Source organism: Kribbella hippodromi, assembly GCF_039531045.1.
Lineage (GTDB): Bacteria > Actinomycetota > Actinomycetes > Propionibacteriales > Kribbellaceae > Kribbella > Kribbella hippodromi.
Genome location: NZ_BAAAPH010000041.1, coordinates 1 through 17495 on the forward strand (window position 1 = coordinate 1; position 17495 = coordinate 17495).

A 17495-nucleotide genomic window follows, 5' to 3' on the forward strand; every position below is an offset into this window, starting at 1 on the left:
CGCCTCGGTCGCAGTCCCACCGCGCCAGCTTCCGTCTGAGGGGCCAGCCCCTGAGACGGTGAGGGCTGTGTCGGGGGTGGGGCGGGTGGATGTCAGAGGGAGTTGGCGGTCCAGGTGTCGCAGGAGGTCAGGTCGCCGGAGTTCATGCCGTTGGTGAACCAGCGCATGCGTTGGGCGGCGGTGCCGTGGCTGAAGGATTCGGGGGTTACTTGGCCCTGGGTTTTTTGCTGGATTCGGTCGTCGCCGACGGAGGCGGCGGCGTCCAGGCCTCGGGCGATGTCGTCTTGGGTCAGCTCCGTGATCAGGGGCTTGCCGTTTTTGCCGGGGACGGTGGTGGCGTAGTGGGTCCAGACGCCGGCCAGGCAGTCGGCCTGGAGTTCGGAGCGTACTGAGTCCGAGGTCGGGCCGTTGCGTGTCTTGATCCGGTTCAGGATGCCGTACAGGTTCTGGACGTGATGGCCGTACTCGTGCGCGATCACGTACGCCTCCGCGAACTCGCCGCCGCGCGCGCCGAGGTCCGTTTGCAAGGTCTGGAAGAACCCGAGGTCCAGGTACACGCGCATGTCCGGCGGGCAGTAGAACGGACCGACCGCACTGGTCGCCGGACCGCAGCCGGTGTTCACCGAGCCGCTGAAGACGCGCATCGGGGCCGGGGTGTACTTCTTCCCGCGCCGGGGGAGCTCCTGCGCCCAGAAGGTCTGGATCGAGTTCTGGTAGAAGACGAACCGGCAGTTCGAGTTCGACTGCAGGTCGGTGCCCTTTTTGCAGGAGTTGAGGTTGCCGGCGGCGGTGTTTTGTACGGCCGGCTGGTCGTTGCCGCCTCCGCCGGGCAGGCCGCCGGTGAGGAGCAGGATGACGACCAGCAGGATGATGCCGCCGATGCCGCCGCCGACCGGGATCATGCCGCCGGGCAGACCCCCGCCGCGGCCACTGCCGCCACTGCCGCGGGTGTCCTCGATACCGCTGGTGTCGAGATCCGCATCCGGGTTGAATTTCACGGCACATACACTAGTCCTGAGCGCGGGGGATTCCGGCGTGCCGTGACCTCCGGTGACGCCGAAATGACACCCCGTGACCAGCAATCCGTCAGTCAGTAGCCCAGCGTAAGGACGCCCCCGCACCCCGATGATCACTGTTTCCAATCTCGAGGTTCGCGTCGGTGCCCGTCAGCTGCTCGCGCCCGCGTCGTTCCGGGTCGGTCCCGGCGACAAGGTCGGGCTGGTCGGCCGGAACGGTGCCGGCAAGACCACGCTGACCAAGATCCTGGCCGGCGAGGGCCTGGCCGCCGACGGCTCGGTGACCCGTTCGGGCGAGATCGGCTACCTGCCCCAGGATCCGCGTACGGGTGACCTGGAGGTGCTTGCCCGCGACCGCATCCTCTCCGCCCGGGGCCTGGACGACGTCGTACGCCGCCTCCGCAGCGCCGAGAAGTCGATGGGCAGCACGGACGAGAAGACCCGCGCGAAGGGCATGCGCCGGTACGAGCGGGCCGAGGCCGACCTGCACGCCGCCGGTGGGTACGCGGCCGAGTCCGAAGCCGCCCGGATCGCTGCGAACCTGGGTCTCCCGGATCGCGTACTCGGTCAGCCGCTGGCGACCTTGTCCGGCGGTCAGCGCCGACGTGTCGAGCTGGCCCGCATCCTGTTCGCGCAGGCCGAGACGCTGCTCCTGGACGAGCCGACGAACCACCTGGACGCGGACTCGATCGTCTGGCTGCGCGACTTCCTCAAGTCGTACCCGGGTGGCGTGATCATGATCAGCCACGACGTGAACCTGCTCGAAGCGACCGTCACCCGCGTGTTCCACCTGGACGCGAACCGGGCCGAGATCGACATCTACAACGTGGGCTGGAAGGCGTACCTGAGCCAGCGCGAGACCGACGAGCGGCGCCGCAAGCGCGAGCGGGCGAACGCGGAGAAGAAGGCCACCCAGCTGGTCGACCAGGCGAACAAGATGCGCGCCAAGGCGACCAAGGCGACCGCCGCGCAGCAGATGCTCCGCCGCGCCGAGCAGCTGATGTCGTCGCTGGACGAGGTGCGCGCGCAGGACCGGGTCGCGAAGATCTCGTTCCCGACCCCGGCGCCGTGCGGGAAGACGCCGCTGATGGCGCGCGAGCTGTCCAAGTCATACGGGTCGCTGGAGATCTTCACCGACGTCGACCTGGCGATCGACAAGGGCTCGCGCGTGGTCGTACTCGGGCTGAACGGTGCCGGTAAGACGACCCTGCTCCGGATCCTCGGCGGTATCGAGAAGGCCGATACCGGGCAGGTGCTCGACGGTCACGGCCTCAAACTCGGGTACTACGCGCAGGAGCACGAAACGCTCGACGTCAACCGGACCGTACTGGAGAACATGAAGTCCGCCGCCCCGGATCTGAACGAGACGCAGGCCCGCAGCGTGCTCGGATCGTTCCTGTTCACCGGCGACGACGCGGACAAGCCCGCCCGGGTCCTGTCCGGCGGCGAGAAGACCCGGCTGGCCCTGGCGACTCTGGTCGTGTCCGCGGCGAACGTCCTGCTGCTCGACGAGCCGACCAACAACCTGGACCCGGCGTCCCGCGCCGAGGTGCTGAACGCGATCCGCTCGTACACCGGCGCGATCGTCCTGGTCACCCACGACGAGGGCGCCGTCGAGGCGCTCGAGCCGGAGCGGGTCGTGCTGCTCCCGGACGGCGTCGAGGACCTGTGGACGAACGACTACGCCGACCTGGTCTCGCTTGCCTGATTACTTCCCAGTAATATCCGCCGTATGACGGATCTCGGACTGCGGTTCACGGTGGACGGCCCGGTGGCGCGTGTGGTGCTGGACCGGCCGGAGGTACGCAACGCGCAGACGCCGGCGATGTGGAGCGCCTTGGCGGAGTTCGGTACGGCGCTGCCGGCCGAGGTCCGCGTGGTGATCGTGTCGGGGGAGGGGCCGTCGTTCTCGGCCGGGCTCGACCGGCGCCTGATCATGGGGGAGAACGATCTGGGCCAGGAGCCGCTGCTGACCCTCGGCGCCAAGCCGACGGACGAGGTACTCGAGCTGATCGCGACCTTCCAGTCCGGGTTCTCCTGGCTGCGGCGGCCGGAGATCGTCAGCATCGCGGCGGTGCAGGGGCACGCGGTCGGCGCCGGTTTCCAGCTCGCGCTGGCCTGCGACCTGCGGGTCGTCACCCCGGACGCGCGGTTCAGCATGCGCGAGCCCGCGCTCGGCCTGGTCCCCGACCTCGGCGGTACGAAACCACTCGTCGAGCTGATCGGCTACTCCCGGGCACTGGAGATTTGTACGACCTCGCGCTGGGTCGAGGCGGCCGAAGCGAAGGAACTCGGTCTCGCCAACATCGTCGTACCGGCCGATGAGCTGGACGCGACCGTGAAGGATCTGTCGGATGCACTGCTCGGCCCCTTGCCGGGTGCGATCCGCGAAACCAAGGCACTACTCCTCGGTGCCGCGGACCGCACCTACCAAGACCAGCTGAGGGCCGAACGCGAGGCCCAGGAGCGCCGTCTGAAAGAACTCCTGGCCGCGCTGAACGGCTAGGACCGCGCCCAGCGGCTACGAGCGCGCGACCTCGGCCGCGTACGGTGCGAGTCGCGGGAGGTAGTGATCCCACCCGGCGGTGTGATTGACCAGCGTTTGGTCTGCCTTGCCGGCCTCGTCGTACCCGGTCTCGGCGAACCGCACCACCGTCCCGCCCTCGACCGGCATCAACTCGAAGCTGACCAGCAGCGAGTTGGCCGCGGTGGGGACGTCACCGGTGTAGCTCCAGCGGTACGAGAAGCGGCGCGGTGGATCGGCGTCGACGATGGTCAGCGGCTCGACCTTGTCGCCGTCGTCCCGCCGGAAGACGACGACCCCGCTCGCCCCAGGGACTGCTTCGAACTCGGCCCGATCCGGACCCCACCGCTGCAGATGATGGGGTGCGCTGATCACCTGATAGACCACCTCCGGACCGGCGTCGACCTGGATCTCCCGCTGGATGCTTCGGCTCAAATGCTCGCCCTTTCGGATCAGTGCCAGTTGCTGACCTGTACGTCGTTCGGCGCGGGTTCGCCCTTGCCGGTTTCGACGTACTGCTTGAGGCTCATCAAGAACGTGGCCCACTTGGTGCTGCAGTGGTACATGAACTCGACCTGCTCGCGCCAGCCTTCCTGCTTGAACAGGATGATGGTGTACTCGTTCACCTGGGAGAGCTCGAAGCTGACGTGCGTACCGATCCACTCCGGCGGACCGGCGACGACCTCCCAGCGAACCAGCTCGCCGGGGGTCTTCTCCAGGACCTTCATGTCGAACCCCTCGCCGCCCGCGGTGGCGAAGCGGAAGGCGATCACGCCGTCGACATCGCCGGTGGTGTCCTCGGTCCACCAGCCGGCCAGGCCGTCGATCGTGGTCAGTGCGTCGTACACGTCCTTCGGGGACGCGATGATGCCGACTCGGTGCAGGATGTTGCTCATGGAACGTGCCTCTCGATTCAGGGTTGTCGATCGCGCTCGATCGCCTCGGCGATCCGCTTGATCCGGTTCAGTCGCCGGTCCCACGCCGACGTGACGTCGGCCAGCTGACTGATGGCGTGGGCGAGGCGGTCCTCGTCCACGGTGTAGCGGCGTTCGCGCCCGGCCGGGCTGGAGTGCACCAGCCCGGCCCGGTCGAGGACGCCGAGGTGTTTGGCGACGGCCTGCCGGGTGACGGGCAGCCGCTCGCTGAGCCCGGTCGCGGTGCCGCCGCCGTCGGCCAGCAGCAGGTCGAGCATCCGCCGTCTGGTCGGGTCGCCGATCGCCGACCAGAGCTCGTCGTCGATCACGGCCTTTGCGCCAGCTTTGCCGCGTACGGCGAGATCCGGGGCAGGAAGTAGTCCCAGCCGCTGGTGTGGTCCGCGAGCTCCTCGTCGGACTTGTTCGCCACGTCGTACCCGGTCTCGGCGAACCGGAGCAGCGTGCCGCCGCCGGCCGGGATCAGGTCGAACGTGACCAGCAGCGAGTTGTCCTCGGCCGCGGCGGGCTCGCCGGCGTACGACCAGCGGAAGGCGAAGCGCCGCGGCGGATCGGCCTCGACGACGGTCACCGGCTGGATGATGTCGCCCTCCGGCCGCCGGAAGGTGACCGAGCCGGTGGCGCCCGGCTCGGCCACGAGCTCGGCTTCCTCCGGCCACCACTCCTGCAGGTGCTCCGGCGAGCTGATCACCTCGTACACCACCTCAGGGCTGGCCTGTACCTGGATCTCCCGCTCGATGCTCCTGCTCATGCCCCTCGTCCTTTCGCAACCTTTGGTTGCATGTAACTTTAGACCAGGCCCGCCAAACGCGCAACCATCGGTTGCGGGAAGCAGGATCGGCCGCCGGGTGTTGGCACCAGGCAGGAGTGAGAGGGGGCCGGATGTCCGGACCGATGATGGGTGGCGGGATGCCCGGGTGGCGGCGGCAGGATGCGTCGGTCGTCAACCGGAAGCTTGCCAAGGGCACGCTGCGGCGGATCTTCCAGTTCGCGCGGCCGTTCCGGGTGCAGATCTCGCTGTTCCTGGTACTGGTGGTCGGCTCGGCGTTCCTGGTGATCGCGTCGCCGCTGCTGTTCAAGAAGATCGTCGACGACGGGATCGCCAAGGGGAACGCGGGTCTGGTCACCGCGCTGGCCTTGGTGGTCGCGTTGCTCGCGGTGGTCGAGGCGTTGCTCGGGCTGGTTCAGCGCTGGTTCTCGGCGCGGATCGGCGAAGGGCTGATCTTCGACCTGCGCACGAAGGTGTTCGCGCACGTGCAGCGGATGCCGGTCGCGTTCTTCACCCGTACCCAGACCGGCGCCCTGGTGTCGCGGCTGAACAACGATGTGATCGGCGCGCAGCAGGCGTTCACCACCACGCTGTCCGGAGTGGTCTCGAACATCATCAGCCTGATCCTGGTCGTCGGCGCGATGCTGGCGCTGAGCTGGCAGCTGACCGTGGTGGCGATCCTGATGCTGCCGATCTTCCTGATCCCGGCCCGGGTCCTCGGCCGCCGGCTGGCCGCGATGACCCGCGAGCAGATGAACCTGAACGCGGAGATGTCGACCGCGATGACCGAGCGGTTCAGCGTCGGCGGCGCGCTGCTGGTCACGCTGTTCGGCCACCCCGCGCTGGAGAACCGCGACTTCGGCGAGCGCGCCGGGCGGGTCCGCGACCTGGGCATCCGGATCGCGATGCTCGGCCGGGTGTTCTTCACCGCGCTGACGCTGGTCGCCGCGCTCGCGACCGCGTTGGTGTACGGCGTCGGCGGCAACCTGGCCGTACGCCAAACCCTGACGGTCGGCACGTTGCTCGCCCTGGTCGCCTTGCTCGGCCGCTTGTACGGTCCGCTGACCGCCCTGTCGAACGTGCGCGTCGACGTGATGACCGCGCTGGTGTCGTTCGAGCGCGTCTTCGAGGTGCTCGATCTGGAGCCGATGATCAAGAACGCCCCGGACGCGCGCGAGCTGCCGGCGGACGGGGCGAGCGTCGAGTTCGATCACGTCGCGTTCGCGTACCCGACTGCCGATCAAGTGTCACTGGCCAGCCTGGAATCGGTCGCCGTACTGGACAAACGCGTGTCCGCGCAGGTGCTCGAGGATGTCAGTTTCGTGGTCGAGCCCGGGCAGATGGTCGCGCTGGTCGGCCCGTCCGGCGCCGGCAAGACCACCATCACCAACCTGGTCGCCCGGTTGTACGACGTGACCGGGGGAGCGGTGCGAGTCGCCGGCCAGGACGTACGCGACGTGACACTGCAATCGCTGCACGACACGATCGGGTACGTGACGCAGGACGCGCACATGTTCCACGACACGATCCGCGCCAACCTCCGGTACGCCAAACCGGATGCGAGCGACGACGAGATGTTCGCCGCGCTGGACGCGGCGCAGATCCGGGACCTGGTCGTCGCGTTGCCGGATGGGCTCGACACGGTGGTCGGCGACCGCGGTCACCGGCTGTCCGGTGGCGAACGGCAACGACTCGCGATCGCCCGGTTGTTGCTCAAGGCACCGAAGATCGTGGTGCTGGACGAGGCGACCGCGCACCTGGACTCCGAGTCCGAAGTCGCCGTTCAGCACGCGCTGGACCGTGCGCTGGAAGGGCGTACGTCACTGGTCATCGCGCACCGGCTGTCGACGGTACGGGACGCGGACCTGATCCTGGTCGTTGACCACGGCAACATCGTCGAGCGTGGTACGCATGAGCAACTGCTGGCGGCCGGCGGCGAGTACGCCGATCTGTACCACACGCAGTTCAGCGAGAGCGGCTCCGCGGCTGGGGTCTAGCCCGCGGCGGCTTCCTGCGGGTCGTGCTCCAGCAAGTGCAGCACGGGTACGCCGAGGTGCCGGCGGGCCGAGTTGGTCCAGTCCAGATGGAAGAACTCCGCCACGATGTGCGGCCTGGTCAGGATGATGACCTCCTGGCCGCGGGAGGCCTGGACGGTCGCCACCAGGGCGTCGATCGGCCGGTCGTGCGAGATCCCGCCCTCGGCCTGGTACCCGAGGTCGCGGAGCCGCTGCACGCTCCGGCCGCTGCAGCCCTTGGCTTCGCTGTCGATCGCCTTCTGGGCCTCGGCGAGATCCTCGCGCTGACCGGCCAGCCCGGGCCCGTACAGATCCGCGGTGCCGAGCGCGCTGATCGAGGCCTCGACCCCGGCTTCGGCGTTGTGACAGGGCACGAGCACGTGGTACAGGACCGGCTCGGGCATGTCCTGATGGAGTTCGACGACGCGCTTGGCGTCCGGCTCGGAAAGTTCCTGCTCGACGAGCAGTACGACGTCGTACATCGGCGCCACCTCCGGTTCGGTAGTGCCTCCATAGTGCCCCCGGAGACGGCCGAAGTAATCATCTGGATCGTTCTAGACGGCGGTGTCCATAAGTACGCAATGCTCTGAGCAGGTCGACCTCGCGGAAGGCGGGCCAGTACAGGTCGCAGAACTCGATGTCCGAGCCGGTTGCCTGCCAGAGCAGGAAGTCCGACATCCGGAGCTCGCCGCTGGTCCGGATCACCAGGTCCGGATCGGGCAGCCCAGGGACGTACAGGTTGCTGCTGATGTCCTGCTCGGAGAGCGAGTCGGCGACGTCGTCCAGCGAGCGCCCGGCCGCGGCCGCGTCGTCGAGCACCGAGCGGACCGCATCCAGCACCTCGAGCCGGCCGGAGTAACCGATCGCCAGCGTCAGGTCACCGGCGGTCCGGTCGCGGCTCAGCTCGACCGCATCCTTCAGCGCGGCTGCTGTTGTGTCCGGCAACAAATCCAGCCGGCCCGCGACGTGCAGCCGCCAGCGGTGGTCACGCCGGACATGCGCGGCCAGCACGCTCTCGGTCAGCTCCATCAGATAGCCGACCTCGGCCGAGTCGCGTTTGCGCATGTTGTCGGCGGACGCGACCCACGCGGTCACACAGGTGATGCCGGCATCCGCACACCAGTGCAGGAACTGCTCCAGGTGATTCGCACCGAAACGATGCCCGATCCGGACGTCGTCGTACCCCGCGCCGCGGGCCCAGCGCCGGTTGCCGTCCATCACGATCGCGACATGCCGGGGGACCGGCAGGCCGCGGAGCTGGCGGCGCAGGCGGCGGGTGTACAGCCCGTACAGCATCAGCGGCGGGCGCTGGAGAGCACGTCGGCCAGGTCGAACTTCACCGGTTCCTCCAGTTGCTCGTAGGTGCAGGACTCAGGCGTGCGGTCCGGGCGCCAGCGTACGAACTGCGCGGTGTGCCGGAACCGGATGCCTTCCATGTGGTCGTACCGCACTTCGACGACCCGCTCCGGACGCAACGGTACGAACGACAGGTCCTTGCCCGCCTGCCAGCGACTGCCTTCGGCGTTGCGCGGCGTACGCACGCCCTCCTCCTGCTTCGCCCACGCCCATGGGTGTTCGTCGAACGTGGTGACGAGCGACTGCAGCTCCGTGAACAGCTCCTTGCGCCGCTCCATCGGGAACGCGCCGATCACGCCGACGCTGGCGAGGGTGCCGTCGGCGTTGTACAGCCCGAGCAGCAAGGAGCCGATCCGGTCCGGGCCGCTCTTGTGCAGGCGGTACCCGGCGACGACGCAGTCGGCCGTACGCTCCGGCTTGACCTTGAACATCACCCGTTTGTCCGGTTGATACGGACCGTCCAGGGGTTTGGCGATCAGTCCGTCCAGGCCGGCGCCCTCGAACTGCTCGAACCATTGCTCCGCGACCTCGGGATCGGCGGTCGCGGGCGTGACGTGGATCGGTTCCTTCGCGCCGGCGAGGGCATCCAGCAGGGCCGTACGCCGCTCCGCGAACGGGCGCTCGGTGAAGTCCTCGTCGCCGAGCGCGAGCAGGTCGAACGCGACGAACCGCGCCGGGGTCTTCTCGGACAGCATGTTCACGCGGCTCGCGGCCGGGTGGATGCGCTGCTGCAGCAGCTCGAAGTCGAGCCGATCACCGGACGCGCCGATCAGCACGATCTCGCCGTCGATCGCGCAGCGGTCCGGCAGGTTCGCCTTCACCGCCTCGACCAGCTCCGGAAAGTACCGCGTCATCGGCTTCTCGTTCCGGCTACCGATCTCCACCTCGTCGCCATCGCGAAAGATGATCGACCGGAACCCGTCCCACTTCGGCTCATAGGACAGGTCACCACGCGGAATCCCCTTCACCGGCTTGGCAAGCATCGGTTTCACCGGGGGCATCACAGGCAGTCGCATCCCGCCATTCTGTCCCACACCACCGACACCCACCAGAACCCTCACTTCCCGTCCGCGCGCCGCCAGCCGTGCTGTGCTGGACAGTGATCCGGCGGGGAGGACAACGCGGTAGATGCCGCGCACGTGCCGTCAGCGCACTGCGCTGGCCGGTGAACCGGCGGGACATGGGCAACGCGGTACGTGCCGTGCACGTGCCTGTCGGCGTGCTGTGCTGAACAGTGAACCGGCGGACACGGACAATGCGGCACTTGCTGTATGCGTGCCGTGAGCGCGCTGTGCTGGACGGTGAACCGGCAGGGCATGGACGGTGCGGTGGTTGCTGTGCGCGTGCCGTCGGCATCCTGTGCTGGACGGTGATCCGGCGGGGTACGGACGATGCGGTGCTTGCTGTGCGCGTGCCGTGAGCGTGCTGTGCTGGACAGTGATCCGGCGGGGCGCGGGCAATGCGGTACTTGCTGTGCGCGTGCCGTCAGCGCGCTGTGCTGAACAGTGAACCGGCGGGGCACGGGCAGTGCGGTGCTTGCTGTGCGCGCGACTTGCTGTACGCCTGCCGTCGCCGTGCTGTGCTGGACGGTGAACCGGCAGACACGGGCAATGCGGTGCTTGCCGTGCGCGTGCCTGTCAGCATGCTGTGCTGGACGGTGAGCCGGCGGGGTACGGACGATGCTGTGGTTGCTGTGCGCGTGCCGTGAGCGTGCTGTGCTGGACAGTGAACCGGCGGGGCGCGGGCAATGCGGTACTTGCTGTGCGCGCGACGTGCTGTACGCGTGCTGTCAGCGTGTTGTGCTGGCCGGTGATCCGGCGGGGTACGGACGATGCGGTGGTTGCCGTGCGCGTACTGTGCGCGTACTGTGCTGGCCGGTGATCCGGCGGGGCACGGGCAATGCGGTGGTTGCTGTGCGCGTGACTTGCTGTACGCCTGCCGTCGGCGTGCTGTGCTGGACGGTGAACCGGCGGGGTACGGACAACGCGGTACTTGCTGTGTGCGTGCCGTGAGCGTGCTGTGCTGGACAGTGAACCGGCGGGGCACGGAGAATGCGGTATGAGCTCGGTACCGGTGGAAACGCGTCCGTCGGACGCCGAACGGGATCGCGCCCTCGCCGTCCTCCGCGACGGCGCCGGCTCCGGCCGGTTGTCGCACGACACCTTCATCCGCCGGATGAACTTCGTCCTCAACGCCCAAAGCCAAGGCGAACTCGCCGACGCCATCCGCGACCTCCCGCGTCAAGAGTCCCGCGTCTCCACCTGGCTGCGTACTTTCCGCGCCCGCCTCCCGCGCCTGACCGTCAGCTCCAACCCGCCCCAAACCACCACCACCACAGTCGCCCCGCTCGCTCCACGAAGTACGCGAGACCCACAAGGCGTGCTGGACCCGCGAAGCGCGGCGCACGTGAGGTGGGGCGCGCTGCACGTCCCACCGGGTGCGGTCGGTCAGGTTCCACCGGGTGATGAGGTGGATTTGCCGGCTGGTGCCTCGCGGGCCGGCTCCTCGGTTGTGTATCGGTCGCGGTCGGCGTGGCAGCGGTTTCGGTTGCCACGATTGCCACGGTTGCAGTTGTTGCGGCCTGCGGTGGATGTGCCGCCGCCGGCGCTTGCTCTTCCGGGGCCGGGGTCTCCGACGGTGCGGATCGGGCGTGGTGCCGGGGCGACGTTGCGGATGGCTGATATTTCTGTTTCTCGGTTCCACGCTGAGCTGCGGCATACCGGCGAGGGCTGGGTGGTCCGCGACCTCGGCTCCATGAATGGCACCGAGGTCAACGGTCTCCGCATCACCACCCCGACGCGAGTCCGCCCAGGCGATCACATCAGCTTCGGCGCCGTCGAGTACGTCCTCACCTGGACCGACCGGCCAAGTACCTGAGTCTGGACCGACCAAATACGGCTCTTGTGATTGATGTGTTGGCCAGTTGCGGCCGCGAGGGGTGGCCCTGCGGGGTGGCATTTGTGTGATCGCCACGCCGCCCCGAACCGGTTTGGGGCGTGGACTATGAACGCGGTCCAGTCTTCCGGCAGAGCTTGAACACTCCCTGGAGAGTGCGAACACCTGCTCAGCTGTCCACGGCCCCCGCCAAGTGTTCACGGTCCGGCAGGTGTTCACGGTCCGGAGGGTGTTCACGATCGGCCGTTTGCGCACCGACCTGTCACCGCGACCGTCACCGACCGCGCTCGCAGCCGACAATCAGCAGCTCGACTGGTAGTGCACCCCCGAGACGCCGTACACCCCGACCTCTTCACGCTCCAGGGCACTACCCACCCAACCCACACATCCTGTCCACCTGCGCACCACCCCGCCCCACAACCTCAGCCACCTATCCCGCCCAACACCGAGCCCACAACACGAGACTGCACGCCCACTGCACGCCTACTGCACGCCACTGCGCTGTCGGTGGAGCCTTTTCCGCACTGGGCGGGAGCCTTTCTGGCGCTATTCCAGGAAGAGGCTCCACCAACACCCGGCCCCCACGTGACCCATACATCAGTCGCAAGAGTCCCAAATGCTCGCCTCACTTGGACCCGGCCAACCAAGTACTTGACTTCAGTACCCAGGTACGCACTTACGGTCGATCCATGAGCGAAACCTGGGCGCCGGCGGCCTGCACACTTCCTACCGTGGAGCGTCCGGTTCGAGTCGCCGAGTTTGAGCAGTTCTTCGCGGACAACCTGCGCGCCGTCCGCCGGGTCGACGCGCAAACCCTCGACCTGACGCTCAGCCTGAGTGCCAGCGAGCAGGCCAAGGATCTGACCGACCGCGAATCCGAGTGCTGCTCCTTCTTCACCTTCACCCTCACAAAAAGCGCGAAGGACCTGCAGCTGAGAATCACCGTCCCGCCGGCCCACACCTCCGTACTCGACGGCCTAACTCAGGGGATCAGTACGACCTTGCCAACCGCCGCGCGGGTCTCCAACGCCCGGTGAGCGGCGGCCGCCTCGGCGAGTGGGAAAGGTGTGGTCAGCGCCTTCCACCGACCGGCCACGGTCTCGTCGACAGCCTCACGCTCCAACGACCGCAGCTGCCGCGCCATCTTCGCCCCAAGGGTCCAACTCACACTCAACCCGCGCGCGATCAGGTCGTCCTGCGTGAACTGGATCGGCCCGCCACCCGACGCACCGAACAGCAACGCCCGCCCACCATGCCCGAGCAACTCGAACGCGCGCTGCCCGTTCTCACCACCAACCCCGTCGAGCAGCAACGTCACTTCACGATCACCAAGCTCGCCCTTCAGCACCTGAACCCAGTCCGGATCGCGGTAGTCGATCGCGTACTGCGCACCGAGCGACCGCACGATCTCCACCTTCGCCGGGCCACCCGCCAGCCCGATCGCCACGGCGCCGGCGTTCCGCGCGGACTGGATCGCATAGCTCCCGATCCCACCGGCCGCGGACGTGACGATGACCACGTCGTCCGCGGTCAAGTTCGCCTCCCGCAAGATCCCGGCTGTCGTACGCCCGGTCCCGATCGCGGCGACGGCATCGGCGGCGTCGACATGGCCGGGCAGTTCGTACAGTGACTCGGCTTTCGCCACCGCGCGTTTGGCGTACCCGCCAGGCACCATCCCGAGATGCACCACCACCCGCTTGCCGATCCAGGCCGAGTCCACGTCCGGGCCGACCGCGCTGACCCGGCCCGCGACCTCGCGCCCCGGAATCGTCGGCAACTCGGGTACGGGGAACGGGCTGTCCTGCACCGGGCCCGTCCGGATCATCGTGTCGACCAGGTGTACGCCGGCCGCCTCCACCTCGACGAGCACCATCCCGGCACCGGGAATCGGGTCCGGTACGTCTTCGTAGATCAGGTTCTCCGCCGGGCCGAATTCGTGCAGTCTGATTGCTTTCACGGCCAGAACACTAGGACCTCACCCATTCTTGAGGTCAAGCGTCATTTAGGGTGATCACATGGTGATCCGGTTGAGCGAACGATGGCCGGAGGTCGGACCAGATCGGTTGTTGTCGGAGTGCGTCCCACCGCCACGATTCGCCGACGTACGCTTCGCCACCTACCTCCCGGACCCGGACGAGCCGTCGCAAACCGCGGCGCTGGAAGCCCTCACCGACCGCGCCACCAAACTCGCGGCGCCCCGACGCGCACCGACCCTCTGGTCCCGCCTGCGCACCTCCCGGCCAGATCCCGGCAAGCCAGGCATCTACCTCGACGGCGGCTTCGGCGTCGGCAAGACGCACCTGCTCGCGTCGCTGTGGCACGAGTCGTCCGGCCCGAAGATGTACTGCACATTCGTCGAGCTCACCAACCTGGTCGGCGCACTCGGTTTGCGTACGGCGGTCGATGCCCTGTCCTCGTACCGCCTGATCTGCATCGACGAGTTCGAGCTGGACGATCCCGGCGACACGATGCTGATCTCGCGCCTGCTCGGCCAGCTGGTCGCGGCCGGCGTCGAGCTCGCCGCGACCTCGAACACGCTGCCCGACAAGCTGGGGGAGGGCCGCTTCCAAGCGATCGACTTCCTCCGCGAGATCCAGGGCCTCGCGGCGCATTTCGACGTACGCCGCGTGGACGGACCCGACTATCGCCATCGCGGACTGCCCGTCGCGCCGGACCCCTGGCCGGACGAGAAGGTCGAGCGTACGGCGGCCGACCGCCCGTACGCGTCCTGTGATCACTTCGTCGACCTGCACCGTCATCTCGCCGAGCTGCACCCGAGCAAGTACGGCGCGCTGCTCGACGGTGTCGAAACCGTCGGTATCACGGACATCCGTCCACTCTCCGACGAGAACGTGGCGCTGCGGATGGTCGTACTGGCGGACCGCATGTACGACCGCAACCTCCCGTTGATCGCCGGTGGCGTACCGCTGGACCAGCTGTTCTCCGCGGACATGCTGAAAGGCGGGTACCGGAAGAAGTACTTGCGCGCGCTGTCTCGCTTGATCGCACTCGCCCGCGCGTCCTGACTTCCGTGGAACTCGGCCGCGGATGAGGCACGATGTGGAGATGGCGAAGAAGAAGGCGAAGCCCGCGGGCCTCCGGGAGCAGCTGCGCGTACCGCTCGGCGAGATCGACCTGACGAAGTACGACACCCGCTCGACGGCCGGGTTCGACGGCACCAAGGACGACGGCAAGGTGGCGCTGGGGGACCTCGGCGCCGAGGTGTCGGACTGGCAGGAGCGCTTGTTCGCCGAGGGCCGCAGCGGTGGTCAGCGGAGCATTCTGCTGGTGCTGCAGGGGATGGACACGTCCGGCAAGGGCGGTGTGATCCGGCACGGCGCGGGCCTGATGGACCCGCAGGGCCTGAAGATCACCTCGTTCAAGGCGCCGACGCCGGCGGAGAAGCGGCGCGGGTTCCTGTGGCGCATTCGGCAGGCCGTACCCGGGAACGGGATGATCGGCATCTTCGACCGGTCGCATTACGAGGACGTACTGATCGCGCGCGTCCGCGAGCTGGTCACGCCGAACGTGTGGAACCGGCGGTACGACCAGATCAACGACTTCGAGGCCGAGCTGACCGCGAGCGGCGTGACGATCGTGAAGTGCTACCTGCACATCTCGCCGGAGGAGCAGAAGACCCGGCTGGAGGCCCGGCTCGACGACCCGACCAAGCACTGGAAGTACAACCCCGGTGACGTCGACGAGCGCCTGCTCTGGCCGGACTACATGGACGCGTACCACGCCGCGATCGAGCGCTGCAACACCGCCGAAGCGCCCTGGTACGTGATCCCGAGCGACCGCAAGTGGTACCGGAACTGGGCCGTCACGACGATCCTGCTGGAAACCCTGAAGGACCTGAACCCGGAGTGGCCGAAGGCAGACTTCGACGTCGCCAAGGAGAAGAAGCGGCTCGCGGCGACCTGACCTCCGGTTTGGCTGCGGCGGCAGCTTATATTTACCGCCATGGGGATGGTTTTCGCAGCCGTAGCCGTGGTGGGGATGGCCGGCTACCTAGGATTGTTCGTCGCACTGCACCTGCTGCCGACCGGGTATCACCCGGTGCGGCATGCCGTCAGTGACTACGGTGTCGGCCGGTACGCCGGCCTGTTCCGCTGGGCGCTGGTGGCCTCGTCGCTGGGGATTCTCGCGTTGGCGGCGGGCCTGGCGGTTGAGCCTGGTACGCCGACCGTGACGGTGCTCCAACTGGTCTTCCTGTTCCTGATCCCGGTGACCCGGGTCGGGATGCTGAAGTACCCGACCGACCTGGAAGGGCAGCGGCTGACGACGTCGGGACGGCTGCACTACGTGTTCGCGGTGGCCGCGTTCGCGTTCACGTACTCCGCGGTCGCCGGGATCACGCCCGAGCTTCGTACGCTCGGCGCGTGGGCCTCGGTCGGTGACTTTCTCGGCGTACTGCGGATCGTGGCGCTGGTGTCGCTCGTCCTGCTGGTGATCGCACTGGTACCGCGGCTGCGGCGCGTGTTCGGCCTGTTCGAACGCGGCTTTCTGCTCAGCACCAACCTGTGGTTCCTGACGGTCGCGATCTGCCTGGTGCGCCAGCTCGCCTGAACTCAGCCGTCCGGGTTGATGCCGTGGCGGCGGAGCAGATCGCGGAGATTGGCGACCTGTTCGTGCAGGCGTTCGTTCTCGTCGAGGACGGCGTTGAGCTCGGCGATCAGGTGGTGCCGGCGGCCGTAGGTGGTCCAGGCGGTGGTCGCGTCCTCGGTCAGTGCGCCGGCCACGGCGGCCTCGGATCGTTCACGCCAGGTCAGGTGCCGGTCGAGTTTGCGGCGGACCTGATCGGTGCTTTCGGCAAGCTTCGTGATGATTTGGCCGCCGACTCCGTCACCGTCCTGCAGTACGCCGAGCAGCAGGTGCTCCGGGCCGACCTGCTGCGCCCCGCGCGCCCGCGCCTCGCCCCAGGCGTACTCGAACGTACTCCGAGCCCGCGGCGTGAACGGGGTCGTACCGGCGGTCGCACCGCCCTTTCCCCGGCCGATGATCTCGACAACCAGGTCGCGTACGGCCGGTGCGGTGATGTCCAAGTCGGACAGCACCCGGGCAGCGGCGTTGTCGCGATGGACGATCAGGCCGAGGAGTAGATGCTCGGTTCCGACGTACGTGTGGTCGAGGTTGCGCGCTTCCTCTTGTGCCAGCAGGATGACCTGCCGGGCGGGTTCGCCGAATTGCTCGTACATGTCGAGTCCCCTCCACCAGTCCTGGGTCAGATCCTCTTCCTGCAGCAGCAGCTCGACGCCCAGGTGTTCTTCCAGGTCCGCCGGGGTGACCGGCCGGTGTTCGAGGCGGCTGCGGATGAACGTTGCCGCCTCTTGGTGGCTCGCCGCACCGGCCGTGATCCGGTCGAGCAAGTCGTCGACGTCCGCTACTGGTTCGAGTTGCAGCTCGGCCCGGTTGAGCGACACGAACTGCAGTACGACCGCGACCGCTACGACCCGGTTGGCGCCGTCGAAGGGCCTTGCGCGTACCAGGCCGGCCAGTAGTACACCGGCGGCTTCGGCAAGGCTGCTCGCCAGCCGTACGCTGTCGAGTACGCGATCGATGGTGTCCAGATCGGTCCGGCGGACGACCTCGCCGGAGTCGCGGCGCAGTACGCGGGCGGCGATCGCGAGCACGTCGTACCGCCCGAGGTAACGCATCAGTCGTCGCTCCGGAGCGCCCGCAACGACTCCTCGTGGCGGGCGAGATTCTCCTCCAGCAGCCGGCTGAACCGGACGTCCTGCCGCCGCTGATCGACCAACGCCGCGATCGCCTCGCGGGCAACGTCGGACACCGACCGCCCCTCCACCGAAGCCACCGTCCGCAACCGCTCCGCGAGCTCCGGCTCCAACCGCAAAAGAATGTTCTTCGTCCCATCCGCCGCCATAGCTATCAAGATATCACGCTATCAAGCAAGCCCCTTTGAGAAGCCACCACGCACTTTCCGGCGTGGGAAACGCGGGGTGGGTTCTCAAAGCGCGGTTTTGGGGG

Annotated in this window: 19 protein-coding genes; 8 read left to right on the forward strand and 11 right to left on the reverse strand. The window is 67.9% G+C overall.

Annotated elements, in window-relative coordinates; all coding sequences use genetic code 11:
• Window positions 1–92 precede the first annotated feature (92 nt).
• Window positions 93–998 (reverse strand): KPN_02809 family neutral zinc metallopeptidase, encoded by a 906-nt coding sequence (gene ypfJ / locus ABD260_RS36650; protein WP_344241455.1) that lies wholly within the window; start codon window positions 996–998, stop codon window positions 93–95.
• Between the two features lie 127 nt (window positions 999–1125).
• Here ypfJ and abc-f point away from each other — a divergent pair, with 127 nt between their 5' ends.
• Both abc-f and ABD260_RS36660 read left to right on the forward strand, forming a co-directional pair.
• A complete protein-coding gene (gene abc-f / locus ABD260_RS36655; RefSeq protein ID WP_344241456.1) occupies window positions 1126–2724 on the forward strand; it encodes a ribosomal protection-like ABC-F family protein in 1599 nt (532 codons plus the stop codon).
• A 24-nt stretch (window positions 2725–2748) separates the two neighbouring features.
• On the forward strand, window positions 2749–3522 hold the full coding sequence (locus ABD260_RS36660) for an enoyl-CoA hydratase/isomerase family protein (RefSeq protein ID WP_344241457.1): 774 nt from the start codon (window positions 2749–2751) through the stop codon (window positions 3520–3522).
• Window positions 3523–3537: 15 nt separating this feature from the next.
• Here ABD260_RS36660 and ABD260_RS36665 read toward each other — a convergent pair whose 3' ends face one another.
• Genes ABD260_RS36665 through ABD260_RS36680 form a run of 4 tightly spaced genes read right to left on the reverse strand, consistent with a single transcriptional unit; the run spans window position 3538 to window position 5223 of the window.
• Window positions 3538–3975, reverse strand: a complete 438-nt coding sequence (locus ABD260_RS36665) for an SRPBCC domain-containing protein (protein ID WP_344241458.1) — start codon at window positions 3973–3975, stop codon at window positions 3538–3540.
• Window positions 3976–3992: 17 nt separating this feature from the next.
• Window positions 3993–4436, reverse strand: a complete 444-nt coding sequence (locus tag ABD260_RS36670; protein ID WP_344241459.1) for an SRPBCC family protein — start codon at window positions 4434–4436, stop codon at window positions 3993–3995.
• 17 nt (window positions 4437–4453) lie between these two features.
• Window positions 4454–4783: an ArsR/SmtB family transcription factor gene (locus ABD260_RS36675; protein ID WP_344241460.1), complete on the reverse strand. Its 330-nt coding sequence runs from the start codon at window positions 4781–4783 to the stop codon at window positions 4454–4456.
• Entirely contained in the window at window positions 4780–5223 is a 444-nt protein-coding gene (locus tag ABD260_RS36680) for an SRPBCC domain-containing protein (RefSeq protein WP_344241461.1), read from the reverse strand. Before ABD260_RS36680 ends, ABD260_RS36675 begins: the two co-directional genes overlap by 4 nt.
• Window positions 5224–5354: 131 nt before the next feature.
• Between ABD260_RS36680 and ABD260_RS36685 the strand changes: the two genes are divergently transcribed.
• Complete coding sequence (locus ABD260_RS36685) at window positions 5355–7238, forward strand: ABC transporter ATP-binding protein (protein WP_344241462.1); 1884 nt, start codon at window positions 5355–5357, stop codon at window positions 7236–7238.
• On the opposite strand, the gene ABD260_RS36690 is transcribed toward ABD260_RS36685, so the two are convergent.
• From ABD260_RS36690 to ABD260_RS36700, 3 genes are read right to left on the reverse strand one after another with little or no spacing between them, the layout of a single operon-like run.
• The gene (locus ABD260_RS36690; protein ID WP_344241463.1) at window positions 7235–7738 is read right to left on the reverse strand and encodes a hypothetical protein; all 504 of its coding nucleotides are present in this window, start codon (window positions 7736–7738) and stop codon (window positions 7235–7237) included. The two genes, ABD260_RS36685 and ABD260_RS36690, sit on opposite strands and share 4 nt — an antisense overlap.
• A 58-nt stretch (window positions 7739–7796) precedes the next feature.
• Complete coding sequence (uppS, locus tag ABD260_RS36695) at window positions 7797–8552, reverse strand: polyprenyl diphosphate synthase (protein ID WP_344241464.1); 756 nt, start codon at window positions 8550–8552, stop codon at window positions 7797–7799.
• On the reverse strand, window positions 8552–9628 hold the full coding sequence (locus ABD260_RS36700; RefSeq protein ID WP_344241465.1) for an ATP-dependent DNA ligase: 1077 nt from the start codon (window positions 9626–9628) through the stop codon (window positions 8552–8554). The genes uppS and ABD260_RS36700 overlap by 1 nt, the downstream gene beginning before the upstream one ends.
• A gap of 1042 nt (window positions 9629–10670) precedes the next feature.
• Between ABD260_RS36700 and ABD260_RS36705 the strand changes: the two genes are divergently transcribed.
• A complete protein-coding gene (locus ABD260_RS36705; RefSeq protein ID WP_344241466.1) occupies window positions 10671–11489 on the forward strand; it encodes an FHA domain-containing protein in 819 nt (272 codons plus the stop codon).
• A 707-nt stretch (window positions 11490–12196) separates the two neighbouring features.
• The gene (locus ABD260_RS36710; RefSeq protein WP_344241467.1) at window positions 12197–12544 is read left to right on the forward strand and encodes a hypothetical protein; all 348 of its coding nucleotides are present in this window, start codon (window positions 12197–12199) and stop codon (window positions 12542–12544) included.
• Here ABD260_RS36710 and ABD260_RS36715 read toward each other — a convergent pair.
• Window positions 12490–13464 (reverse strand): zinc-binding dehydrogenase, encoded by a 975-nt coding sequence (locus ABD260_RS36715; protein WP_344241468.1) that lies wholly within the window; start codon window positions 13462–13464, stop codon window positions 12490–12492. The two genes, ABD260_RS36710 and ABD260_RS36715, sit on opposite strands and share 55 nt — an antisense overlap.
• A gap of 58 nt (window positions 13465–13522) precedes the next feature.
• Here ABD260_RS36715 and zapE point away from each other — a divergent pair, with 58 nt between their 5' ends.
• Genes zapE through ABD260_RS36730 form a run of 3 tightly spaced genes read left to right on the forward strand, consistent with a single transcriptional unit; the run spans window position 13523 to window position 16076 of the window.
• Window positions 13523–14533 (forward strand): cell division protein ZapE, encoded by a 1011-nt coding sequence (gene zapE / locus ABD260_RS36720; protein WP_344241469.1) that lies wholly within the window; start codon window positions 13523–13525, stop codon window positions 14531–14533.
• A gap of 40 nt (window positions 14534–14573) precedes the next feature.
• Entirely contained in the window at window positions 14574–15431 is an 858-nt protein-coding gene (locus ABD260_RS36725; protein WP_344241470.1) for a polyphosphate kinase 2 family protein, read from the forward strand.
• Between the two features lie 39 nt (window positions 15432–15470).
• Window positions 15471–16076 carry a DUF998 domain-containing protein gene (locus ABD260_RS36730; protein ID WP_344241471.1) on the forward strand — a complete coding sequence of 202 codons (606 nt, stop codon included), beginning with the start codon at window positions 15471–15473 and terminating at the stop codon, window positions 16074–16076.
• 2 nt (window positions 16077–16078) lie between these two features.
• Here ABD260_RS36730 and ABD260_RS36735 read toward each other — a convergent pair whose 3' ends face one another.
• Both ABD260_RS36735 and ABD260_RS36740 read right to left on the reverse strand, forming a co-directional pair.
• Entirely contained in the window at window positions 16079–17164 is a 1086-nt protein-coding gene (locus tag ABD260_RS36735; protein WP_344241473.1) for a Clp protease N-terminal domain-containing protein, read from the reverse strand.
• Window positions 17164–17391, reverse strand: a complete 228-nt coding sequence (locus ABD260_RS36740) for a hypothetical protein (protein WP_344241475.1) — start codon at window positions 17389–17391, stop codon at window positions 17164–17166. The genes ABD260_RS36735 and ABD260_RS36740 overlap by 1 nt, the downstream gene beginning before the upstream one ends.
• Window positions 17392–17495 lie beyond the last annotated feature (104 nt).